Genomic DNA, 23,435 nt, shown 5'->3' with positions numbered 1-23,435 from the left:
AAACTGCAGCTAGAAAGCATGCATGCACAATGATTCATTTGACCGTTGGGCGAAATTGGGGAAAATTTGCGCCGAGAATATGAAAAATTGGTTGCGAGGGTGTTCATTTAGTGTCACAGTTACGAACTGTTATTGAGAGGGTGGCCGTAAATGGCTGCTCACGAATATAGGAAGGGTAGGTGGTTACATGCTCAGCGATCTTCTCGACGAGAGCCTCGTACAGCTTAACGTCGAGGCGAGCGACTGGGAGGATGCCATCCGCAAGGCAACGGCTCCGCTGGTTGCCAACGGCAAGGTGACGGAGGGCTACGTCGACGACATCATCAAGGGCGTCCACGAGCTCGGTCCGTACATCGTGATCACGGAGCACGTGGCGCTCCCGCACGCCCGTCCCGAGAGCGGAGCTCTCGAGTCTGCCGTGGGCATCGTGACGCTCAAGGATCCTGTCGAGTTTGGCAGCGAGGACAACGATCCGGTGAAGTACCTGTTCCCGCTCAGCGCGAAGGACAACGACTCTCACCTGAGCGCGCTCCAGTCGCTGGTCGAGCTTCTCTCTGATCCGGACTTCTTCACCAAGCTCGATGCCTGCAAGGATGCAAAGGAAGTCGTGGACCTCGTCCACGTCAAGGAAAGGGGTATGTAATGGACCGCAAGTATCACGCTCTGGTGTGCTGCCGCGCTGGCATGGGCTCCTCGATGATGCTCAAGATCAAGTGCGATCAGGTCATCAAGGAGGACAACCTCCCCATCGAGACCGAGCACGGCAACCTTGACTCCATCATCGGCTTCCGTGGCGACCTCGTCATCACGATGATTGACCTTACCGAGGAGCTGTCTCAGGATCCTCGTGTTCCTTCTGCGGTTGGAATCAAGAACCTCGTCGACAAGAACGAGATTCGCGAGAAGCTTCACGCGTGGCTTGACGAGCACAAGGGCGAGGAGCCCCGCAGGTAAGCAAACACCTAGCTGGGTAGGGCTGCGCACGAAACGGGCGGGGGAATCCCGCAAGTGATTCATTGGAAGGATTTCATATGCTGAACGCATTCCTCATGCAGATGAGGGACACAGCGCTGATTATGGGCATCATTGCCCTCGTCGGCCTGCTCCTGCAGAAGAAGTCGGCGGTCGACACGTTTGCCGGCACCGTCAAGACCATTATCGGCTTCATGATCTTCAACATCGGCTCCAGCGCCATGTCCGCGCAGATCACCACCTTTGGCGCCATGTTCTCCACGGCTTTTAACGTGCAGGGCGTTGTGACGCAGGTCGAGGTCGCGACCTCTCTCGCGCTTGATACCTACGGCACTGAGGTCGCTCTGGTCATGGTCTTTGGCTTCATCATGAACCTCGTGTTCGCCAAGATTACCCCCTGGAAGGCAATCTTCCTGACCGGCCAGCACTTCCTGTACTTCGCCTGCGTGCTCGCCCTGGTCTTCATCGCCCTGGGCGCTCCCATTGCCGTGACCGTCATCGCCGGCGGCGTTGTCCTCGGCTTCTGCGGTGCGGCTCTGCCGTCGCTCTGCCAGCCCTTCGTTGAGAAGCTCACCGGCTCCAACGACTTCGCAATTGGTCACTTCAACTGCATCGGCTACGCCTTCTCTGGCTACTGCGGCAAGCTCTTCGCCAAGAAGAACGAGAAGGAGATCGAGAACAACGAGGTCAAGGAGGCCAACCTCCCCGAGTTCTTCAAGCTCTTCCGCGACTTTGTCTTCTCCGTGGCCCTGTTCATGATTGTGCTGTTCTACATCGTGACCATCGCCTGCTTCGTGACCGGCCACTTTGGCGACACCCTTGCCAACGGCAAGGCATTCACCTCCTACTTTGGCAACGACATCTGGTGGATCTGGCCGTTCCTCGCCGGCCTCCAGTTCGCAGCCGGTATGTCCGTCCTGATCTACGGCGTGCGCCAGTTCATCGCCGAGATCACCGCGGCCTTCGTGGGCATCTCCGAGAAGCTCATTCCCGACGCCCGTCCTGCCGTCGACTGCCCTGCCATCTTCCCGTTCGCGCCTGACGCCGTCATCATCGGCTTCATCGGCTCGTTCCTCGGTGGCCTCGTTGCCATGGCTCTCATGGTCGCCTTCCACAGCCCGACCATCATGATTCCCGCTGCCGGCATCTGCTTCTTCTCCGGTGGCACCTGCGGCGTCTGCGGCTATGCCTATGGCGGTTGGCGTGGCGCCCTGCTCGGCTCGTTCCTCGTTGGCATCTTCCTCTGCGCCGGTCCGCTGATCCTGTATCCTGCGTTCTCCTCGCTCGGAATCGCCGGCGCATCGTTCCCCAACGTCGACTACAACATCGTCGGCTCGATTATCTACGGTATCGGCAGCCTCTTCGCCTAATCCGGACGGGAACTAGCTTTGCATTACCTACTCAGCCCTAGCGTTTGATTCCAGGGGCGCCCGCGGCACGCCACGGGCGCCCCTGCGTCAATCCGGGTGGCAGGGTTGCGCCCAGCTGCAGGCAAGGCGCGATTTGGCAGGAAGGAAAACTGTTGGGAAAGAAGAACCAGAAGCATCACGAGACCGCCCCGGGCACCACGGGCGCGACTGCAGAGACCCCGCGGCCAGATGCCGTGGAGGCACCCAAGAAGGTCGGTGGACATGCCCAGGACTCCTCTGCTGACAAGGCGAGAAGGGCGAGCGACGCGGTGCTCGGCGACATCATTGGCATGGCGAAGCCTATTGCCATCCCCGACCTGCCCGAGGACGAGGTCGAGCTCTCGGTGGGGGAGGACAGGAAGCGCCTGCTTCTCCAGGGGCTTGCCCTCCTCGTCGCGGTGCTTGCCCTGCTCTTCCTCGTTTTCTGGTGCGGCGTTGTTGCCAACTATACGGGCAACGTCTGGCTGCTTCTCCTGCTCATTGCGGCGCTCACGGCAGCGTGGTTCGTGTCTAAGCGCATGGGCAGATTCCTCGGCAAGTTTTTCATGAAGACCGGGGTCATCGACTTTGGCCACACCTACGTCTACATCTACGAGAAGTCCGATCCCAAGGAAGCGACGGTCGTCACGTACAAGGACATCAAGTCCTACAAGATCGTGCGCCAGGGCAACTCGCTGAGATTTCTCCTCTGGGGAAGCTGGGTCAAGCATCCGTCCGGATATCTCTATGTGGGCATGACGCGTCCCTTCATGGCCGATACGCTCGACGCCCTCGAGGCAGACCTCAGTACGACCATGGCGCGCCACCACGTGAAGGAAAAGAAGTAGCGCCGGAATCAATCCGGTTCCTACATATGTGAAGGGAGAAACTATGGCTACTGATAAGGAGCAGGTTGAGGAGTTCCTCGGCATCGTGAAGACGTCGCTCGACGAGTACGTCGCCGGCATCGACTTCGATGCCCTGAGCGCTGCCAAGCAGCTCATCCTTGACGCCGAGAAGCACGGCGGTCGCGTGCACGTGACGGGCATCGGCAAGCCCGGCCACGTCTCCGGCTACGCCGCCTCGCTCTTCTCGTCCACCGGCACACCCACCTACGAGCTTCACGGCACCGAATGCGTTCACGGCAGCGCCGGCCAGGTGCTTCCCGGCGACGTCGTGATCGCCATCTCTAACTCCGGCGAGACCGGCGAGCTTAAGGCCACCGTCACCTGCCTCAAGAAGAACGGCGCCAAGATTATTGCCCTCACCGGCAACCCCCAGTCCTGGCTTGCCCAGCAGGGCGACGTGGCCCTCATCGCGGGGGTCAAGCAGGAGGGCGACTCCATGAACAAGCCTCCTCGCGCCTCCATTCTGGCCGAGGTAATCGAGCTGCAGTGCCTCTCCATCCTGCTGCAGAACGAGTTTGGCCTCACGCCCGAGAAGTACGTCACCTGGCACCCAGGCGGAGCCCTCGGCGCCTCCATCCGCGCCGGCAAGTAAGCAGCTCATCCGCAAGGAAAGGCAGTTCAAAGCATGTCAACGTTCTCCGGGGTCATCGTCCCCATGGTCACGCCGTTCAGGCGCGACGAAGGCCAGACCATCAACTACGAGGCGGGCGAGCAGCTCGTCGAGAGGATCATCGCCGGCGGCGCGAGCGGCATCTTCACCTTCGGCTCCAACGGCGAGTTCCACGTGTGCACGCCCGACGAGAAGATCGAGTTCTCGCGGTTCGTGATCGAGAGGGTCGCCGGCCGCGTGCCCGTCTACGTGGGCACCGGCTCCTGCTCGACGCGCGAGGCCGTCGAGATGTCCAAGCGCGCCGAGGACGCGGGCGCCTCCGCCGTCTCGGTCATCAACCCGTACTTCATGAGGGTCTCCGACGCCGAGGTGGAGGGCTACTACGAGGCCGTCGCCGAGAGCGTCAAGATCCCCGTGCTCATGTACAACATCCCCAAGTCCACGGGCACCAACCTCTCGCCCGAGGTCGTGGCGCGCGTCGCCGAAATCGACAACGTGAAGGGCGTGAAGGACTCCTCCGGCGACATGGGCAACCTCGCCGCCTACGTCGAGGCCGCGAGGGGCAAGGACGTCGACGTCCTCGTGGGCTCCGACGGCAAGATCTCCGCGGCCCACGCGCTCGGCGCCTCCGGCGCCATCGCCGGCACCGCGAACCTCATCACCGACGTGGTCGTGTCGCTCTGGCGCGCCCTCGAGGCCGGCGACGCCGAGGCCGCGGCCGCCTACCAGGCCGACGTCGAGCCCATCCGCGACGTCCTGCACATGGGCTCCACGCCCCAGACGCTCAAGCGCGCCCTCGAGCTCGCCGGCGTGCCCGTGGGGCCGGCAAGGAGGCCGGTCGCCGAGACCACGCCCGAGGTGGACGACAGGGTCCGCGCCATGCTCGACCACTACGGAATCGCGCACGAGTAGCGCGCGGGCACAGGGAGAAAGAGGGAGAAAGATGAAGATGCAGAAGGCGGAGGCAACCCGCAGGCTCGCCGAGGTGGGCGCGTTCGCCGTCGTGAGGGTCGAGACCGTCGAGCGCGGCCTCGAGATCGCCGACGGCCTCGTCAGGGGCGGCGTCCCGGCGATGGAGATCTCCTACACCAACGCCAACGCGGGCGACGTGATCGCCGCCGTCAAGGACAGGTACGGCGACGGGATCCTCGCGGGCGCCGGCACCGTGATGGAGGCCGCCACCGCGCGCCTCGCCATCATGTTCGGCGCCGAGTTCGTCGTCGCCAACATGGAGTCCGAGGAGGTCGCGCGCGTGTGCAACCTCTACCAGGTGCCCTACGCGCCGGGCTGCACCACGATGACCGAGGCCAACAGGGGGCTCGAGATGGGCGCCGCGTTCATCAAGTGCTTCCCGATCTCCAACACCTACGGCGTCCAGCTCGTGAAGCTCTTCAAGACGCCTACGCCCTGGATGCCCCTCATGGCCTCCGGCGGCATCAACCTCGACAACCTCGCGGACTGGGTGCGCGCCGGCGTGGACACCTGCGGCATGGGGAGCCTGCTCACCAAGGGCTCCGCGGACGACATCGCCAGGAACGCCGCCGAGGTGCGCCGCATCATCGACGAGACCCGCGCCGAGATGGGCGAGTAACGCCAGCCCACATCAAAGATGCAGGCATCTGGCCGTGCGGTTCTTCGCGAGTGTGGAGTCCGCACGGCCTTTCTCGTCAACACGTGCCATAGGGGTGCGACCCGAAGTCATCACCTAACCTGCATACCTCTGCGCGTTCACGGAACCAGACGTGCGGGTGGGCGGCGAGCGCACCACATCATGGAAGACTCTGCGTAGCATCAATAGTGCCGTACTGTGCGGCTCACATGGCAATTTGAGGGAGGATCGTCATGAAGTTCTTTATCGACACGGCAGACCTGGACGAGATCAAGCAGGCGGAGAGCTGGGGAGTTCTCGCTGGTGTCACCACCAACCCCTCGCTCTATGCAAAGACGGGCGGCAAGCTTGCAGACTTCGAAGACCACATGGTCAAGATCTGCCATCTCTGCGAGGGACTGCCCGTCTCGGCGGAGTCCCAGGCAAAGACCACCGAGGGCATGATTACCGACGGCGAGCGCCTTGCTTCTCTTGCGCCCAACATCGTGGTTAAGCTCCCCATTTGTGAGGAGAGCCTTCCTGCGACCCATACGCTTGCGAAGGAGGGGATCCGCGTCAACATGACGCTTGTCTTCTCGGCACCGCAGGCACTCCTCGCCGCATCCGCTGGCGCGCGCTACATCAGCCCCTTCGTCGGCCGCTTCGATGACATTGGCGACGACGGCGTCCAGCAGCTTGCAACCGTGGTGCAGTGCGTCAAGAATTACACCTACGGCTACTGGGACGAGGAGGACGGCCCCGAGATCATTACCGCATCTGTGCGCACGCCCAACCACGTGACGCAGGCGGCGCTGCTCGGCGCCGACATCGCCACCGTTCCGTTCTCGGCGCTCAAGAAGTGCCTGCGCCACCCGCTCACCGACCAGGGTCGCGAGCGCTTCGACGCGGATTGGGCTAAGGTCACAGGGGAGCAGGCCTAGCCACGACCGTCTCGAGAGGAGACACATGAGCATTACGAGAACCCCGCACGAGGTGCGGCTCATCGCCAACTCGATGCGCCACGACATCATCACGATGGTGTCGAAGGCAAAGTCGGGCCACCCCGGCGGGTCGCTGTCATGCACTGACATCCTTGCGACGCTGTTCTTCACCGGCGTCATGAACTACGACGAGAATGACCCCGAAAGTCCCGAGAGAGACCTTCTCATCCTCTCCAAGGGCCATGCCGCTCCGGCGCTCTATGCCGCCTTCCATCAGGTTGGCTGGGTGCGCGACGACGAGCTGGGGACGCTTCGGCAGCTTGGCTCGCGCCTGCAGGGACACCCGGACAAGCACACCCTCCCCGGCGTCGAGGTCTGCTCGGGATCGCTTGGCCAGGGACTTTCGGTCTCGGCTGGCGCAGCGCTGGGCTTTCTCCACGACGCTCCCAAGGGAACCCGTCCCCGCCACGTCTTCTGCGTGTGTGGTGACGGCGAGCTTCAGGAGGGCTCCAACTGGGAGGCGCTGATGTTTGCCCCCAACCACGGGCTCTCCAACCTCACCATGTTCCTCGACCTCAACAACCTGCAGATTGACGGCGACGTGCGCAAGGTCAACTCCCTGGGCGACGTTGACGCCAAGCTCGCGGCCTTTGGCTGGCACGTGATCCACACCGACGGCCATGACATCGAGCGCCTGCACGCTGCGGCCGAAGACGCGCTTGCCTTCTCGGCGGCTCCCACGGCCATCGTGTGCGACACCGTCAAGGGCAAGGGGGTCTCGTTCATGGAGAACGAGGCGGGCTGGCACGGCAAGGCTCCCAACGAGGAGGAGACGGCCCTTGCGCTGGCCGACCTTGACGCGGAGCGCAACCAGATCGAGAAGGAGGCCTAGCCATGGGCAAGAGGGCAACACGCGAGGCCTTTGGCGAGACACTCGTCGAGCTGGCCAACGAGGGCGTGAACGTCTGCGCGGTCGACGCCGACCTCGCGGGGTCCACAACCACCAACAAGCTGCAGAAGGCTTACCCCGACCGCTTTGTGGACGTTGGCATTGCCGAGCAGGACATGATCGGCGTAGCATCGGGCCTCGCCCTTACGGGTCGCATACCGTTCACGGCATCCTTTGCCGTGTTTGGCGTTGGCCGTTGCTACGATCAAATTAGGAACACCGTGTGCGACTCTAACCTCAACGTGAAGGTGTGCCCCACGCACGCCGGCATCACGGTGGGCGAGGACGGCGCGACGCACGAGATGCTCGAGGACATTGGCATGATGCGGGCGCTCCCCAACATGCGCGTCCTGGTGCCGGCGGACTATCGCGCCGCCAAGGCCGCCATCCGCATTGCCGCCACCACCCCCGGTCCCGTCTACGTGCGCATGGGTCGTCACAAGGTGCCCGAGGTCTATGACGAATCGTTCGTCGGCGGCCTGCCGTACGCGGGCGTGCTGCGCGAGGGAACAGACGTCACCATCCTCGCCTGTGGCGTCGAGGTCGCCCAGTCGCTCGCTGCGGCTGACATCCTTGCACAGGCTGGCATTTCCGCCGAGGTCATCGACGTCTTCTCGGTAAAGCCGCTGGCAGAGGACGTGATTCTCGCCTCCGCCGAGAAGACCGGCCGCGTCGTGACGGTCGAGGAGCATATGGTATATACCGGCATGGGCTCCGCGGTGGCCGCGCTTCTCGCCGAGAAGCATCCCACGCCCATGCGCCTTGTGGGCATGAGGAGCTTTGGCACCTCTGCCCCTGGCGACGTGCTTCTCGAGTACTTTGGCCTTGACGGCGCAGGCATTGCCCGCCAGGTCGAGGAGTTTGTCCGCGCCTAGCCGCGGGATGAGCAGCGTTTCTACGGGTGCGCGCGACGGTGCAGCTGCCGTCGCGCGCACCTGCCTATTACGGGGAGCGCCATCAGGGCTGTGGCCTTCTTGTGGCTTCCATCTGCGTGTTCTCTGTTAGCGCAAAGCTGCTCACGTGCGCACGTACCGTCGCTTGGTATCATGAGCGATGTACCTGTATCTGTATCTGCATCTGCTATGCAAGAAGAAGGAGCTTTCGTGGCCAACCACTTTCGCAGCACAAAGCGACAGGGGCCGGACGGGGATGGCATGAAGCTTGTGCCTCCCAGCGAGCATATCGTGAGCAACGTCCCGGACATCGAGCCCGTCGAGAACGCCGACGAGCCGCAAACGCCTGCCGCAACCGAAAACGCACCAGAGGCGGTCCACGTCGTCACGGCATCCGATCCCGCAGACTCAACCAGCGAGCAGCAGCATCCCTACACCAGCGTTTTTGCCTCCCTTGCGGGCGATGACGCGCCTGCGGCGCCTCGTACTGGCACCCCCACCATTTCGTTCAAGAACGTGAGCCTCGTCTACCCTGCCCAGCCAAACAAGCCGGCCCTCGAGGGCGTGAGCCTGGACATCTACCCTGGCGAGTTCGTCTTTGTCGTGGGTCACTCTGGCTCGGGCAAGTCGTCGCTTTTGCGCCTCATTACGTGCGAGCGTCGTGCGACCTCCGGCCAGGTGCTCGTCGCCGGCCAGGACCTCACCAAGCTCAAGAACAAGAAGGTCCCGTACCTCCGTCGCCAGATTGGCACCGTCTACCAGGACTTCAAGCTCCTGCCCGACAAGACGGTCTATGAGAACGTCGCCTTTGCGCTTGAGTGCATCGGCAAGCCTCGCGCCGTCATCAACGTGCAGGTCCCCGAGGTGCTTCGCCTCGTTGGCCTTGCAGAGAAGCAGGACAACTACCCCGACCAGCTCTCCGGTGGCGAGCAGCAGCGCGTCTCCGTGGCGAGGGCCATGGTCAACCGCCCGCCGCTGCTCATCTGCGACGAGCCCACGGGCAACCTCGACCCGGCAATCTCGCTGGGCATCATGAAGCTGCTCGACCGCATTAACCGCGAGGGCACGACCGTGGTCATGGCAACCCACGACCGCGAGATGGTCGACTCCATGCGCAAGCGCGTCATCGCGCTGGAGGCCGGCCACGTTGTCCGCGACCAGGAGAGGGGAGGCTACGGCTACTATGGTGCCCTCTAACTTCACCTACTCGCTGCGCGAGGCAGGCCATCACTTCCGCAGGAACTGGTCGACGGTGCTTGGCGCAATTGTGACCATTTTCCTTTCGCTTTTTATCATCGGCGCATTTGTCCTTGCGTCTAACGTGCTTGGCAACATGGTTGGCAGCGTCGAGGACAAGGTGACCATCCAGGCCTTCCTCGCCGATGACGCCGACCAGGCCACCGTCGATCAACTCCAGTCCGAGATCAAGGGCTGGGACAACGTCGAGTCTGTCACGTATCACAGCAAGGACGAGAACCTCGAGCAGTACCGCACCTCGATGTCGCAGAGAAACGCCTCCGACGCCGTGGCTGCGCTTGACGGCCAGAACCCCATTCCGGCTTCGCTCGTGATCAAGCTCACCGACCCCCAGCAGGTCGAGGGCACAGCCGAGAAGCTCATCGCCGACGAGACCTTCAAGTCCGTCTGCGACACGCCCGAGAATCCGTCGAGCGATGTCCAGTACGGCCGCGATACCGTTGAGAAGCTCTTCTCGGTCACCAATATCGTGCGCGTTGCCGCCATCGTCCTTGTGGTGCTCCTGATCTTCGTGGCGTTCGTGTTCATCAACAACACCATTCGCCTCGCCATCACCGCGCGCCGCAGGGAGATTGCCATCATGCGCCTGGTGGGCGCGTCGAATGGCTTCATACGCGGGCCGTTCATCATGGAGGGCACGTTGGAGTCGCTCATCGGCGCGGGGCTTGCCATTGTCGCGCTTGCGGCCGGAATGAGCTACGTGATGCCCAGGCTCGAGAACAGCCTTAAGTTCCTCTCGTTCTACGTGTCGCCTCAGGCGCTCTGGGCCACGTATGGCGGTCTCCTGGTTCTGGGCGTCCTTATCGGCCTCTTCAGCTCTGCCATCGCCATGAGGCGCTACCTCAAGGTCTAGGCCGAGCACACAAGATTTGCTGGTAGAAGGGGCGGTGCGGCTTGTTCGCGCCGCCCCGTTTTCTCAAGGAGGACACATGGGCAGAAGGCGTCCGGGCGCTCGTCGCGGTGGTGGGCATCGGCGTGGGGGCGGGAAGGCGGCCATGCGCCGTTCGCCCACACTTGCGGGGACGCTACATGTGACGAGGCCCGGCATGGCCACGGTCGAGACGCCCGAGGGCAGCTTTCGCGTCGCCCGCCGCGGCCTGCGCGAGGCCATGAATGGCGACGAGGTGACGGTCTCGGTCTTCCCCGCCCGCGGTGGCGAGAAGGTCGCGCTGGTGCAGGGGGTAATCACCCGCGCACAGTCGACCTTCCTCGGCCGCTTTGAGCAGGCGGGCCCGCTTGGTGCCGTTGTTCCGCTCGACGCACGACTTGGCCGCGACTTCTTTGTGGTCCCCGAGGACGACTCGCCTGCACGTCTCGGCGTGGGCGAGGGCGATGTGGTGGTTGCCCGCATCGCCGAGTATCCCACCCGCAACAGTGCCGCCGTGGTTACCATCGAGCGTCGCGTTGGCTCCTCGGACGAGCTTGACCTCAACATCGAGTCCGTCATCGCCTCCTATGGGCTGGCCACGGAGTTTCCGCCTGCGGCGCTCGCGCAGGCGGAGCACATCCAGGCGGGCGTCGAAGAAGCGCTCAAGCAAGACCGTGCCCGTCGCGACCTGCGCTCCCTTCGCTGCATGACCATCGATCCCACCGACGCGCGCGACTTCGATGACGCGGTCTTTGCCCGACGTCTGCCGGGTGGCGGCTTCGAGCTGTGGGTCCACATTGCAGACGTCACGCACTACGTGGGCTGGGATAGCCCCATCGATAACGAGGCAAAGCGCCGCACCTGCTCGGCCTATCTGGCCGATCGCGTGCTGCCCATGCTCCCCGAGCGCCTTTGCAACGACGTGTGCTCCTTAAGGCCGCACGAGGACCGCCTGGCCATGAGCGTGCGCATGGAGCTTGACGCTGCGGGTAACCTCACCTCGGCCGAGGCCATGACCTCGGCAATTCGCTCGACTGCCCGCCTTGACTACGACACCGTTGACGCGCTGCTTCTCGGGTGCGTGGGGGCCGACGCGCTGCAGGACGATCCCGTGGAGGCGCACGAGCTGGAGGAGGCTCTGCGCACGCTCGACCAGATCCGAGGGCTCCGCGAGCACATACGCGAGGAGCGCGGCTCGATTGACTTTGACACCGTGGAGCCCAAGGTAACGCTCGACGAGAAGGGCCATCCTACGGGCGTGACCGTGCGTACGCGTACCCGCGCGACGGGCCTGGTGGAGGAGGCGATGCTTCTCGCCAACGAGTCCGTGGCGCGCATGCTCGCGGATCGCGAGGTTCCCTGCGCCTACCGTGTGCACGAGCGTCCGTCGCCGGATGACCTACGCGCCACGGTACGCCCCCTCATGGAACTGGGACTCATCGAGGACAATGCCCAGCGAGAGGCCCTGGTCGCCGGCGAGCCGGAGGCAATCAACGCCGTTCTTGATGCTGCCCGCGGTACCTCCGGTGAGTTTCTGGCCAGCGCGCTCTTGCTTCGCGCGCAGAAGCGGGCAGTGTATCTGCCCACAAACCAGGGACACTATGCGCTGGGTGCGCATGCGTACTGCCACTTCACCTCACCCATCAGGCGCTATCCGGACGAGCTGGTGCACCGTGCGCTCAAGGCGCTTCTCGCTGGCATGCTTGGCAGCAGGGAGCAGGAGCAGATTGCGGGACAGCTGCCGCAGCTCTGCGCCACGTGCTCGCAGATGGAGCGCGCCGCGGACGGCGCCGCCCGGGCGAGCCAGCACATCAAGATGGCCGAGCTCTACGCGGACCGCATAGGCGAGGCCTTCTCCGGTGTGGTGTGCGGCTGCGAGCGCTTTGGGCTCTTCGTCATGCTCGATGACACGTGTGCCGAGGGACTGCTGCCCGTACGCGCCCTTGGCGGCGAGTGGCTCGAGTACGACGAGGACCGCATGACCCTCACCGGCGAGGAGTCCGGCCGTGTGTGGGAGTTGGGTACGCGCGTGCGTGTAGTGGTGACCCAGACCGACATTCCTCGTGGAAGGATAGACTTCGCACTCGCGGACCCGCGTGACGCCGCGCGATAATGGGAAGACTAACGAGCAGTGCATACCGCGCATATCGCGCGTGAGTTTGGCCCCAAGAGGCCAGGGGAGAGGGACATGGACCAGGAGCAGAGCCAGAGCACGCTGACAGACAGCCTCGAGCAGGCAGAAGGGCTCATCCTGCAGGGGCAGGACGATGCGGCGCGGGAGCTTCTCGCCCGCCTTGCCGAAGACGCCGAGGAGTACGTCGACCGCAACTGTGCGGCCACCGAGAGCGATCAGTGGTTCAGTTTCCCCACGCTCTTCGACCGCCTGTGCTACCGCCGCGTCGAGCGCGACCCGCGTACCCTGCATGACGTGGGCGAACCGCTTGACCGGCTGTATGCAGACCTCGCCCTTGCGTGCGTTCGTACCGGCGACTACAACGCGGGCGTCGAGGCGCTCAAGCAGGCCGTGCGCTGGAACCCCATGAACTGTGGCTATCGCCTTGACCTGGCAGATCTCTACCGCACCAACGGCGACATGCAGGAGTACCTGGCGCTCACCTACAGCTGCTTCGAGCGCGCGAGTGAGGCGCGCCATCTTGCGCGCGCATTCCTCAACTTTGTCGGCTACTTCGAAGCGCAGGACAAGCCGCGCACCGCAGCTGCCGCGCTCCGTGCGGCTAGGCGTCTTGAGGTGAAGGACTCGGCGCTCGAGGCTGCGCTCGACCAGGCCGCCGGTACCGAGCGCGACCCGGATAGCGTGACGGACAAGGAGACCGCAGACCTTCTCGCCGAGGAGGGGCTGCCCGATGGCGCAAACGCCGAGGTCGCTATCTGCCTGCTCATGTGCGCTCAGGACGCCGCTGCCGCCGGGGAGCGCGACGTGGCTACCAATCTCACGCTGCGCGCCCGCGACCTGGTGGGCGAGCCTGCGGCAATGACGCTATTGCAGCTCATCCGGGACACCGATGCCGAGATGGCTCAGGAGGCCGCGGCGAGCGATTCCGCCGACAAGAGCTCCACTGGCGACCCAAGCGATCCGCAGGCCAACGGAGGTGCGGGCGATGCCCAAGCCAACTAAGCGCGAGAAGAAGACCATTGCGCGCAACCGCGCGGCCCGTCACGAGTACTTCGTGGACGAGACCTTCGAGGCCGGCGTTGAGCTCACCGGTACCGAGGTCAAGAGCCTGCGCGAGCGTGCGTCGCAGATCACCGACGCCTTCTGCCTTGTCCGCGGAGGAGAGGTGTGGCTGCACGGCGTGCACATCCACCCCTACTCAAACGGCGGCGTGTGGAACGTGGACCCCGACAGGAAGCGGCGGCTCCTGCTCCACCGTCACCAGATCGACTATCTTGACGGCAAGCTCCGAACCAAGGGCATGGCGCTCATCCCGCTGGAGCTCTACTTCGACGAGCACAACCGTGTGAAGCTCTGCATTGGCCTGTGCCGCGGCAAGAAGCTCTACGACAAGCGTGATGACATGGCCCGCCGTGATACCGACCGCGAAATTCAGCGCGCACTCAAGGAGAGAAGCCGCTAGGCTGCGTTGCTGGGCGATAAGATGGGAACGTCTGGTCTGCAAGGTCGAGGAGAGGAGACCCATGGACGCAAAGGCGCTGTTTAGTTTCTCGTACGGGCTCTATGTGGTGTCGGCCAACGACGGCGAGAACGTTGGCGCGTGCCTCATCAACACCGCGCTGCAGGTGACGAGCAGCCCGCTACAGGTGGCCATCACACTCAACAAGGAGAACCACACCACCAAGGTCGTGGAGGCGGCGGAGCACTTCACCCTCACGGTGGTCTCCAAGACCGCTGACATGCCGTTCATTGGGCGCTTTGGCTTCAAGAGCTCGGCGGACATCGACAAGTTCGAGGGCATTCCCACAAAGACGTCGCTGCTCTTCGACCCCTACACCACCGAGCACGCCTGCGCGATGGTCTGCTGCGCCGTGGTGAAGACCGTCGACCTGGGCACCCACGTGATGTTTGTCGGTGAGGTCTCCGACGCCGAGCGCGTCTCCGACGAGGAGCCCATGACCTACGCCTACTACCACAGCGTCCTTAAGGGTAAGACGCCGCCCAAGGCGTCCTCCTACATCGAGGGCGAGGACCCAACAAAACCCGTGGTGCCCGTCTCGGCACCCAAGCACCACTTCCGCTGCAACATCTGCGGTTACGTTTACGAGACCACCGACGAGGAGCTTCCGGCAGACTTCCGCTGCCCCATCTGCGGTGTTGGGTCCGAGAACTTCACCAAGATTGACTAGCGTTCCACCCGTGGCGCGCCACGGTTGATGTAAGCTCGTAAGTAGCATTTGTTGGCAAGGTACGCGTGCACCCAAGAGAGAGGAACAACCATGGCTGACGAGAAGAAGACCTACACCTTCCGCTGCACCGTCTGCGGTTACGAGGTCACCGTTGACACCCCCGAGCTCCCCGAGGACTACGTCTGCCCCGTGTGCGGCGTGGGTCCCGACATGTTCGAGCTCGTCGAGGAGTAGCACCCTCTCATTTCTGGGATGCTTTTCTCGCGTTGACGGGGCGGGCTGGCGCAGCGCATGCGGCCAGCTCGCCCCTTTCGTGTGGATGGCGTTCTCTTGTGGGTTCTGTCGTTGCGGTATCGCGGGGCTACAATGTCGGGGCCGTGGCGGCTTGGGGCCGACGCTGCGGCGGGCGACCGGTGGGGCGCGTGATTTGGCGGATGCCCCGCAAGACTAGGAGGCCCTGGTAGATGAAGCGTGCGCGGCAGACGTCCGAGTCCATCGAGCTGGCGGCGATTCTCGCATTCTCGGGCGGGCTCATGGACGCGTATTCGTACCTCGCGCGCGGGAAAGTGTTTGCCAACGCCCAGACAGGCAACATCCTGCTTTTTGGCGTGAACCTTGCCGACGGCGACGTCAACCGAGCCCTTCACTATGCCGTGCCCGTGATGGCGTTCGCGGTGGGCATTGCACTTGCGCACTCCATCAAGATTTTCTCGAAGGAACGTCGCCTGCACTGGCGCCAGACTGCGCTTCTCGTCGAGGCAGCTCTTCTCCTTGTGGTGGCGTTTATCCCCGATGACCTCCACCTCATTGCCAACAGCCTTACCTCCCTGGGCTGTGGAATCCAGGTCCAGGCATTTAGGAAGCTCCACGGAAACGGCTTTGCCACCACCATGTGCATTGGCAACTTGCGTAGCGGTACTCAGAAGCTCGTAGATTACGTGCACGATAAGGACCGGGCATACCTCGAGGGATGCCTGCTCTACTACGGGGTGATCCTCTGCTTTGCCGTTGGCGCCATTGCGGGGAGCCGCGTCATTGGGGTGCTTGGCCTGCACGCAATCCTCGTGAGTCCCGTGCTGCTCCTCGTGGCGTTTGTTGTGATGTTCCAGGATCGCGAAAAGCGCGCTCGCGAGCGCACCGTCGCGGCCGAGGCCGAGAGTTCCCAGCAGCGTTAGCGTTGGGCACCTGGCCTCCTCTGACGAGTCACCGCCACTAGTTATTGCGCGTTTTGGAGAGCGTATTTTCCATCAACTGGGAAAACAACCTAAGAGAAAGAAAAATCGTGCAATAATTTGGCCAGGGCGAAGGCCGGTGGAGCCCCGCGTCGGATGGTGAGACAAAGGCCCGCGTCGGATCGTCCACGTTTTGGGTAGACTATGGCATGCGGCCCGGTGCCGCAGCTCTTTGACAACGCGTATGGTGGCAGCGTCCCCATTCCATCTCTGGGGGTGACTGGTTTCGACAGGGTGCATCTGAGATGGGCAGCAGGCCGTGGTCTCCTCGCCACGTAAAACAGGGGAACCGTCAAATTGAATTGACGACAACTCTTCTTTTGAGCCTCAGCTGGCTCTCGCTGCTTAGTCTTAACTAACCAGCGCGTCAAACCGGGGGTTTCTCCCGCTCCCGGGGCGGCGTCATTCTAGGGAGACGCTCGCGCGGGTGTAGTCGGTATGCCGCGCGCTAAGACCAAACCGGCTGGGAGGCCAAGCGCGGGCTACCGGGTGCGCGGCCTCCAAGACTCAACCGGCAGCTGAGCCTGGAGACACCTGTCAGGGACGTGCTTTGGACCGGAGTTCGATTCTCCGCACCTCCACCAAAAGCGTAGGCGCCGAGCCCCACAATAGGGCTCGGCGCTTTTTGTATAGTTGGGTAGCCGCGACGTGCGCGGCAACGTGACGGTACGTATTCGGAGGCGGTCTATGGGCAGCAGCGACAAGCCCGCCCTCGTGCTCGAGGGCGGCGGTTACAGGGGCATCTTCACGGCCGGCGTTCTCGACGTCCTTCTCGAGAACGGCATCTACACCAGCTCCTTCAAGAGCGTGTGGGGCGTCTCGGCTGGCGCGCTCAACGCCGTGAGCTATCGCTCGCACCAAATTGGCCGCACCATGCGCATCATGCTTGCCTTTCGCGACGACCCCCGCATGATGTCGCTCCTCTCGCTCGTGCGTACGGGAAACCTTGCCGGAACCGACTTCATGTACGACGAGGTCCAGAACCACATTGACCCCTGTGACCTGGACGTTTTCGACAAGGACCTCACCCCCATGTACTTTGTGGCGTCCGATGTGCTGTTTGGCGCGCCGACCTATCTGCATGTGGAAGGCGAGAAGCTCGACGCCACAAAGGCCCGAGCGTCGGCGTCTTTGCCGGGCGTTTCGACGATGGTCGAGATAGAGGGGCATCGCTACCTCGACGGCGGCACTACGGACTCCATCCCCTTCGCGGTCGCGATGGGCCTTGACGGCGCGCCCGAGGTTCCAGGCGCTGAGCCCGCAGACCGCGCGCTCGTGGTGCTCACGCAGGACCGCACCTACATCAAGGACGGCGCGACCGAGCGTGCCATCCTAAGAACCCACCGCTATGACGCCTATCCCTACTACGAGAAGGCCCTGGCCACACGTGCCGACCGCTATAACGCGCAGCGAGAAGAGCTTGCGAGTCTAGAGGCCGAGGGTCGCGCCCTGGTGCTGAGGCCCCCCGAGCCCGTGACCATTCGCACCTCCGAGCATAACGGCGAGCCGCTCCTGCGCCTCTACCTGCAGGGGCGCCAGGAGGCTACGAGCCACCTCGACGAGATTCGCGCGTTCCTGTAGGGGCGCTCGTTCTGCGCTATCATTGAATTCAATGAAGACATTGACGGGAGGTTGCAGTGGCCTTGACCATGACTACTAAACTCACAAAAGGTGGCCAGACAACCATCCCGAAAGAGATTCGCGCCGCCTTGGGTATTGGCGATGAGGCACGCGTGTGGTGGCGGCTCGACGGCGATCACGCAACGCTCTCGTCTGAGCCGCCTGTGCCGAATGTGGTTTCTTCTCAGGAGGAGTTTTGGGATGGGGTCGAGCTTGCTATGTCTGACGTGGCGAGCGGGAGGACGCGCGACGCCCGTGAACTGTCTCAAGAGCTAAGAGAACGACATGAGCTCCAATAACTACAAAGTGGTGGTTGCGAATGCCTTTGCCGATGACATTGAGGAGGCGGTGACCTACTACGAGACGCAGTCAGGCAAAAAGAGTGCCGCTCGTTTTCTTGAGAAGTACGATTCTTTTCTGGAGCTGGTGTCCAGGCTGCCTGGGCACGGCCCCCTCATCGGCGATTCGGGCCTGCGATGGCGTCAGCTAGGTGTGTTTATCGTCGTGTACAAAGTCGACGAAGCCAATAACTTGGTGACCCTTCTTCGCCTCTACTACCTCTCGACAAACTGGCGTTATCGTATTTTGGGCAGTTCGGAGTAAGAGAGGTCTTTGGGATCGGATAGCCCAGGGGTTTCACTAATTGCGATGATGGCCTGGTCTGTACGCAGGTGCCCATCCAGTATGGGGCTTATGTTACAGTCTCTAGCTTTGTGTTGCCCTTCTCGCTTGTCAGAATTGTGTGGAAAAAAAGCTCGCAAAACGGGGCGCTTGCGGCTGTATACTTTTAAGGCTTTTCCACCCAGAGCCCCGTAACCTCTGTTTCGAAAAAGCACGGCGGCCTGTCCAGAGGCAGCCATCCAAGATGTGTGTAGGAGGAGTCAAGTGAAGAAGTCGACTCAGTTCGCCAAGACGGGCGAAGTCGAGCGCAAGTGGGTGCTCATCGACGCCGACGGCATGACGCTCGGTCGCCTCGCGACCCAGGCGGCCATGATTCTCCGTGGCAAGAACAAGCCCCAGTACACCCCCAATGCGGACACCGGTGACTTTGTGATTGTCATCAACGCCGACAAGGTTGTCCTTACCGGCAACAAGGCAAACACCAAGTCCTACTGGCGCTACTCCGGCTACCTCGGCGGACTCAAGGCCGAGTCCTTCAAGGAGGCCATGGCCAAGCACCCCGAGCGCGTGATCGAGCACGCCGTCAAGGGCATGCTCCCCAAGACCACCCTTGGTCGCAAGCAGGGCATGAAGCTCAAGGTCTACGCTGGCCCCGAGCACCCGCACGCCGCTCAGAACCCCGTCAAGATCGATGTGGAGGCTTAACCGATGGCTGAGAACACCGTTGTTTATACCGGCACCGGCCGTCGTAAGGAGGCTGTCGCTCGCGTCCGCCTCGTTCCCGGCACTGGCAAGATCGTCGTCAACGGCCGCGACGCTGCGCAGTACTTTGGCCGTCAGCAGCTCGTTGACAACGCCGCTGCACCCCTCCGTCTGACCGAGACCGCCGAGTCCTTCGACGTCCTTGCGCGTTGCGATGGCGGCGGCATCAATGGCCAGTCCGGCGCTCTGCGCCTTGGCATCGCCCGCGCGCTGCTCCAGGCCGGCGAGTACCGCGAGGAGCTCAAGAAGGCTGGCTTCCTCACCCGCGACTCCCGTGCCGTCGAGCGCAAGAAGTACGGCCTCAAGAAGGCCCGCAAGCGCCCGCAGTTCTCGAAGCGCTAGGCTTTCTCGCTACGTTGCCCCTTATCGGGACTCGCACATGTTGCGGGTCCCGATTTTTTTGTACGAGGTGTCCATTCCTCAAAGGAATGAGGGGCCGCCGCTGAAGTGGGAGCCCGCCACAGTGCCCCCACAGGCAACTGGTAGAATTGCGATTACTGTGGATAACCGTTATCCCGAAACAAGGAGCGAGAAATGAAGTACTTCGGAACCGACGGCTTTAGGGGTAGGGCCAACGAGGGCCTCAACGTTGATCACGCGTACAAGATCGGCCGCTTCGTGGGCTGGTACTACGGTGCGCGCCGCGGCGCCAAGGCGCGCGTGCTCATTGGCAAGGACACCCGTCGCTCGAGCTACATGTTTGAGTCTGCGCTGGTCGCCGGCCTGGTTGCGAGTGGCGCCGACGCCTACATGCTGCACGTCATCCCCACGCCGGGCGTCTCGTACGAGGTTCTCGACGGCGGCTTTGACTGCGGTGTCATGATCACCGCGAGCCACAACCCCTTCACGGACAACGGCATCAAGCTCGTGAACCGCGAGGGTTACAAGATGGACGAGGACGTCCTCGAGCAGGTCGAGGACTATATCGACGATAAGCTCGAGGTTCCTCTCGCCACCGGCGACGCCATTGGCTGCACCGTTGACTACATGCAGGGGCGCAACCGCTACATCGCGCACCTCATTTCCTCGTGCGGCTTCTCCATGCAGGGCGTCAAGGTGGGCCTGGACTGCGCAAACGGTGCTGCCTCCAGCGTTGCGCGCCCGGTCTTCGACGCTATGGGCGCCGAGACCCACGTCATCAACAATGCCCCCAACGGCTTCAACATCAACGTCGACTGCGGCTCCACCCACATCCAGCGCCTGCAGGACTTCGTCGTTCGCAACGGGCTCGACGTTGGCTTCGCGTACGATGGCGACGCCGACCGCTGCCTTGCCGTTGACGAGCGCGGCCGTCTGGTCGACGGCGACCTGATCCTCTACGTGTGCGGCACCTACATGGCAAAGCACGGTCGTCTCGCCAAGAACACCGTGGTGCCTACCGTTATGAGCAACTTCGGCTTCTTCAAGGCGCTCGACGCCGCCGGCCTTTCCTACGAGAAGACCGCGGTGGGCGACAAGAACGTGTGGGCCTGCATGATGGAGCACGGCTACACCCTGGGTGGCGAGCAGTCCGGTCACATCATCTTTGGCGACCTCGAGAAGACCGGCGACGGCATCATGACGAGCCTGCGCATCATGGAGGTTCTGCGTGCCGAGCGCGAGAAGCTCTCCGAGCTCACGCGTCCCGTCACGCTCTACCCGCAGCAGCTCGTGAACGTGCGTGTTGCCGACAAGGACGCGACCATGGCGGCGCCCGAGGTCAAGGAAGCCGTGGCCGAGGCGGAGAAGTTCCTCGAGGGCAACGGCCGCGTGCTGGTGCGTGCCTCGGGCACCGAGCCCCTGGTTCGCGTGCTTGCGGAGGCCCCGGAGGAGCGGCTGTGCCAGGAGGCAAACGCCATCGTCCTCAAGGCGCTCGAGCCGTTCAAGGAGTAGCGGTTCTCACTCAACCACGCCGTCGCGCACTGGCATGACGGCGTGGTTTCTCTTCGCCGATACCAGTTGGGCCGCGGGACTCCACCCGTGGCTGATAGACTCTATGCAACGTGCGCCGTGCCGGCGCAAATACGAAGCTAACCAAAATGTGCGTACAAGGGGGCAATCATGTGCGGAATCGTGGGATACACCGGCAAGAAGCAGGCCGCCCAGTTCCTTCTGGACGGGCTGGCGACGCTCGAGTACCGCGGCTACGACTCGGCTGGCGTCGAGGTGCTCTCGCCTGACGGCGAGCTCCACGGCGTGAAGTGCGCCGGACGCGTCTCGGTCCTTGCTGACCGCTGCAAGACCGCAAACCTTACGGGCACCACGGGCATCGCGCACACGCGCTGGGCCACGCACGGCGCCCCCACCGACAAGAACGCCCACCCGCACCTTGACTGCACGGGTCGCATCGCCATTGTCCACAACGGCATCATCGAGAACTACCGCGAGCTCCGCAGCTACCTGGCGCGCAATGGCCATACCTTTGCGTCCGACACCGACTCCGAGGTCGTGGCGCACCTCGTGGAGGACGCCTGGTCCGGTCCCTGCAAGGGCGACCTCGTCGCAGCCGTGAGCAACGCCGTGAGCCGCCTTGAGGGCTCCTGGGCGCTCGCCGTGGTATGCGCCGATGCCCCTGGCCAGCTTGTGGTTGCGCGCAATGGCTCGCCGCTCGTGGTTGCCTCCACGCCCGATGGCGCCTACGCCGCCTCCGACGTCACGCCGCTCGCAAGCGTGACCTCTCACGTCATCCAGCTCGAGAACGGCCAGGTTGCGCTCCTCGAGCAGTCCGGCAAGGTCACCGTCTACGACGCCGAGGGCACCACGGTCGAGCACCCCAGCACCTTCGACATCGACTGGGACGCTTCGGCCGCAACGCTGGGCGGCTACGCCGACTTCATGGAGAAGGAGATCGCCGAGCAGCCCGAGGCCATCGAGCGCTTGCTCAAGGGTCGCCTGGGCGAGAAGGGCATCCTTCTCGACGAGCTTCGCATGAGCGAGGAGGACCTTGCGGCCGTGGACCGCATCTTCATCATCGCCTGCGGCACCTCCTACCACGTGGGGCTCATTGCGCGAACCCTCATCCAGACCTGGGCGCATGTCCCGGTTGTGTGCGAGTACGCCTCCGAGTTCAACTACGAGCAGGACGTCCTTATCACCGAGCACACGCTCTGCATGATCATCACGCAGTCCGGCGAGACGGCCGACACCCTCACCGCGGCGCGCCGTATGAAGGGCCTGGGCTGCAAGGTCTTCGCCGTGACCAACGTGCTGGGATCCTCTGCCGCGCGTGAGTCCGACGGCGTCCTCTACGTGCAGGCCGGCCCGGAGGTCTGCGTGTGCTCGACCAAGGCCTACACGGCCCAGATGGTGGCGTGCGCGCTCTTTGCGCTGCGCCTCGCACAGGCCAACGGCCATATGGACGCCACCGAGGTGGGCGGCCACTATGCGGACCTCGCCACGCTGCCCGATCTTATCCGCACGGTTCTCTCCCGTGCCTGGCAGGACAAGCAGGCGGCGGCCGTCTTCCGCCGCGCCCACTCCGCGCTCTTCCTCGGCCGTGGCGTCAACTCCACCACCGCCTACGAGGGCGCCCTCAAGCTCAAGGAGATTAGCTACCTGCACGCCGAGGCCTACCCGGCCGGCGAGATGAAGCACGGCCCCATTGCCCTGCTCGAGCCTGGCTTCCCGGTGGTGGCGATCGTCCCCGAGGATCGCGTGCACGACAAGACCGTGTCAAACATCCAGGAGGTCATCGCCCGCGGTGCAACCTGCGTGGCCGTTGCCACCGACGGCGACGAGTCCGTTGCCTCGCTCTGCGAGCATGTGCTGTGGATTCCGCCCGTGGAGGACGAGCTTCTCGTCCCCATCGTTGCCGTCGTGCACCTGCAGGTGCTTGCGCGCTACGTTGCCCGCTCGCGCGGCTGCGACGTGGACAAGCCCAGGAACCTCGCAAAGTCTGTCACGGTGGAGTAGCACATGGCCTTGGCTGGCATTGGCGTCGACATGCTCGAGATCGCCCGCATGGAGCGTGCCATGCGTCGGAGGTCGTCGTTCCTGCGTCGTGTGTTCACCGACGAGGAGCGCGCCTACTGCGACGCCTGCGCCCGGCCTGCCGAGCACTACGCCGCCCGGTTTGCGGCGCGCGAAGCCGTGGTCAAGGCGCTGGGCACGGGTTTCTCGAACGGCGTGGGCTTCTCTGACGTCTCGGTGACCATGGACGCACAGGGGAGGCCCCGTGCGCTGCTCACCGGTCGTGCCGCCCAGATTGCCCGCGAGGGCGGTGTGCGTGAGGTGGCGCTCTCGCTCTCCCACACGCGAGAGGTGGCCGTTGCCAACGCCGTGGCCGTGACGGACGAGGTGCGTCCCCAGCCAGACGACAAGCCCGACCCAGAGCGCGAGCTTGCGGCCTCGTTTCGAGAAGCGCGTTCTGTGTTGGACGAGCTCGAGCGTGCGCAAGATGGGATAATGGCTGACGTGCCGGCAGAAAGTTCCGTCGCCGACACGCAGATGACACAAGAGGAAGGCGATGCCGGGGGAGCCACGGATGCATCTGTGCCGGTAGAGCCAGCCAAGGAGTAGAACGAT

General features: G+C 63.5%; 26 protein-coding genes and 1 other RNA gene. All 27 read left to right on the top strand.

What is annotated here, in order from left to right; all coding sequences use genetic code 11:
- Positions 1–187 precede the first annotated feature (187 nt).
- The 27 genes from BMX94_RS09890 (at position 188) to acpS (ending at position 23,429) form a co-directional block, all read left to right on the top strand.
- Entirely contained in the window at positions 188–643 is a 456-nt protein-coding gene (locus tag BMX94_RS09890; protein WP_091006074.1) for a PTS sugar transporter subunit IIA, read from the top strand.
- Positions 643–954, top strand: a complete 312-nt coding sequence (locus BMX94_RS09885) for a PTS sugar transporter subunit IIB (protein WP_091006070.1) — start codon at positions 643–645, stop codon at positions 952–954. Before BMX94_RS09890 ends, BMX94_RS09885 begins: the two co-directional genes overlap by 1 nt.
- Before the next feature lie 77 nt (positions 955–1,031).
- On the top strand, positions 1,032–2,342 hold the full coding sequence (ulaA, locus tag BMX94_RS09880; protein ID WP_091006067.1) for a PTS ascorbate transporter subunit IIC: 1,311 nt from the start codon (positions 1,032–1,034) through the stop codon (positions 2,340–2,342).
- Between the two features lie 152 nt (positions 2,343–2,494).
- Positions 2,495–3,208 (top strand): hypothetical protein, encoded by a 714-nt coding sequence (locus BMX94_RS09875; protein ID WP_091006064.1) that lies wholly within the window; start codon positions 2,495–2,497, stop codon positions 3,206–3,208.
- 43 nt (positions 3,209–3,251) lie between these two features.
- Positions 3,252–3,860, top strand: a complete 609-nt coding sequence (locus BMX94_RS09870) for an SIS domain-containing protein (RefSeq protein ID WP_091006061.1) — start codon at positions 3,252–3,254, stop codon at positions 3,858–3,860.
- Between the two features lie 33 nt (positions 3,861–3,893).
- The gene (locus tag BMX94_RS09865; protein WP_091006058.1) at positions 3,894–4,790 is read left to right on the top strand and encodes a dihydrodipicolinate synthase family protein; all 897 of its coding nucleotides are present in this window, start codon (positions 3,894–3,896) and stop codon (positions 4,788–4,790) included.
- Between the two features lie 31 nt (positions 4,791–4,821).
- The gene (locus tag BMX94_RS09860; RefSeq protein ID WP_091006056.1) at positions 4,822–5,469 is read left to right on the top strand and encodes a beta/alpha barrel domain-containing protein; all 648 of its coding nucleotides are present in this window, start codon (positions 4,822–4,824) and stop codon (positions 5,467–5,469) included.
- 251 nt (positions 5,470–5,720) lie between these two features.
- Positions 5,721–6,407 carry a transaldolase family protein gene (locus tag BMX94_RS09855; protein ID WP_091006053.1) on the top strand — a complete coding sequence of 229 codons (687 nt, stop codon included), beginning with the start codon at positions 5,721–5,723 and terminating at the stop codon, positions 6,405–6,407.
- 25 nt (positions 6,408–6,432) lie between these two features.
- On the top strand, positions 6,433–7,299 hold the full coding sequence (locus BMX94_RS09850) for a transketolase (RefSeq protein WP_091006050.1): 867 nt from the start codon (positions 6,433–6,435) through the stop codon (positions 7,297–7,299).
- 2 nt (positions 7,300–7,301) lie between these two features.
- Positions 7,302–8,231: a transketolase family protein gene (locus tag BMX94_RS09845; protein WP_091006047.1), complete on the top strand. Its 930-nt coding sequence runs from the start codon at positions 7,302–7,304 to the stop codon at positions 8,229–8,231.
- Positions 8,232–8,459: 228 nt separating this feature from the next.
- Positions 8,460–9,446 (top strand): cell division ATP-binding protein FtsE, encoded by a 987-nt coding sequence (gene ftsE, locus BMX94_RS09840; RefSeq protein WP_286160087.1) that lies wholly within the window; start codon positions 8,460–8,462, stop codon positions 9,444–9,446.
- A complete protein-coding gene (gene ftsX, locus BMX94_RS09835; RefSeq protein WP_091006040.1) occupies positions 9,433–10,359 on the top strand; it encodes a permease-like cell division protein FtsX in 927 nt (308 codons plus the stop codon). The genes ftsE and ftsX overlap by 14 nt, the downstream gene beginning before the upstream one ends.
- Positions 10,360–10,435: 76 nt before the next feature.
- Complete coding sequence (rnr, locus tag BMX94_RS09830) at positions 10,436–12,487, top strand: ribonuclease R (protein ID WP_091006038.1); 2,052 nt, start codon at positions 10,436–10,438, stop codon at positions 12,485–12,487.
- Positions 12,488–12,562: 75 nt separating this feature from the next.
- Positions 12,563–13,510 carry a hypothetical protein gene (locus tag BMX94_RS09825; RefSeq protein WP_091006035.1) on the top strand — a complete coding sequence of 316 codons (948 nt, stop codon included), beginning with the start codon at positions 12,563–12,565 and terminating at the stop codon, positions 13,508–13,510.
- Positions 13,494–13,970: an SsrA-binding protein SmpB gene (gene smpB, locus BMX94_RS09820; protein WP_091006031.1), complete on the top strand. Its 477-nt coding sequence runs from the start codon at positions 13,494–13,496 to the stop codon at positions 13,968–13,970. The genes BMX94_RS09825 and smpB overlap by 17 nt, the downstream gene beginning before the upstream one ends.
- A gap of 61 nt (positions 13,971–14,031) precedes the next feature.
- Entirely contained in the window at positions 14,032–14,697 is a 666-nt protein-coding gene (locus tag BMX94_RS09815; protein WP_091006028.1) for a flavin reductase, read from the top strand.
- Positions 14,698–14,787: 90 nt separating this feature from the next.
- Positions 14,788–14,931 (top strand): rubredoxin-like domain-containing protein, encoded by a 144-nt coding sequence (locus tag BMX94_RS09810; RefSeq protein WP_032111290.1) that lies wholly within the window; start codon positions 14,788–14,790, stop codon positions 14,929–14,931.
- Between the two features lie 230 nt (positions 14,932–15,161).
- On the top strand, positions 15,162–15,872 hold the full coding sequence (locus tag BMX94_RS09805) for a YoaK family protein (RefSeq protein WP_091006025.1): 711 nt from the start codon (positions 15,162–15,164) through the stop codon (positions 15,870–15,872).
- A 269-nt stretch (positions 15,873–16,141) separates the two neighbouring features.
- Positions 16,142–16,513, top strand: a transfer-messenger RNA (tmRNA) gene (gene ssrA / locus BMX94_RS09800).
- 103 nt (positions 16,514–16,616) lie between these two features.
- Positions 16,617–17,510, top strand: coding sequence for a patatin-like phospholipase family protein (locus tag BMX94_RS09795; RefSeq protein WP_091006023.1), 894 nt, complete (start codon positions 16,617–16,619; stop codon positions 17,508–17,510).
- Between the two features lie 56 nt (positions 17,511–17,566).
- A complete protein-coding gene (locus BMX94_RS09790) occupies positions 17,567–17,848 on the top strand; it encodes an AbrB/MazE/SpoVT family DNA-binding domain-containing protein (protein WP_091006022.1) in 282 nt (93 codons plus the stop codon).
- The gene (locus tag BMX94_RS09785; protein ID WP_091006020.1) at positions 17,835–18,152 is read left to right on the top strand and encodes a type II toxin-antitoxin system RelE/ParE family toxin; all 318 of its coding nucleotides are present in this window, start codon (positions 17,835–17,837) and stop codon (positions 18,150–18,152) included. Before BMX94_RS09790 ends, BMX94_RS09785 begins: the two co-directional genes overlap by 14 nt.
- Positions 18,153–18,434: 282 nt before the next feature.
- The gene (gene rplM / locus BMX94_RS09780; RefSeq protein WP_091006019.1) at positions 18,435–18,875 is read left to right on the top strand and encodes a 50S ribosomal protein L13; all 441 of its coding nucleotides are present in this window, start codon (positions 18,435–18,437) and stop codon (positions 18,873–18,875) included.
- A gap of 3 nt (positions 18,876–18,878) precedes the next feature.
- On the top strand, positions 18,879–19,274 hold the full coding sequence (rpsI, locus tag BMX94_RS09775; RefSeq protein ID WP_091006017.1) for a 30S ribosomal protein S9: 396 nt from the start codon (positions 18,879–18,881) through the stop codon (positions 19,272–19,274).
- A gap of 192 nt (positions 19,275–19,466) precedes the next feature.
- Positions 19,467–20,804, top strand: coding sequence for a phosphoglucosamine mutase (gene glmM, locus BMX94_RS09770; RefSeq protein ID WP_091006015.1), 1,338 nt, complete (start codon positions 19,467–19,469; stop codon positions 20,802–20,804).
- A gap of 168 nt (positions 20,805–20,972) precedes the next feature.
- A complete protein-coding gene (gene glmS / locus BMX94_RS09765; RefSeq protein WP_091006014.1) occupies positions 20,973–22,823 on the top strand; it encodes a glutamine--fructose-6-phosphate transaminase (isomerizing) in 1,851 nt (616 codons plus the stop codon).
- 3 nt (positions 22,824–22,826) lie between these two features.
- Entirely contained in the window at positions 22,827–23,429 is a 603-nt protein-coding gene (gene acpS / locus BMX94_RS09760) for a holo-ACP synthase (RefSeq protein WP_091006013.1), read from the top strand.
- The last annotated feature ends 6 nt before the right edge of the window (positions 23,430–23,435 follow it).

The organism is Olsenella sp. KH3B4 (assembly GCA_900111695.1).
GTDB lineage: Bacteria > Actinomycetota > Coriobacteriia > Coriobacteriales > Atopobiaceae > Tractidigestivibacter.
This window is presented reverse-complemented; position numbering and strand designations above follow the sequence as displayed.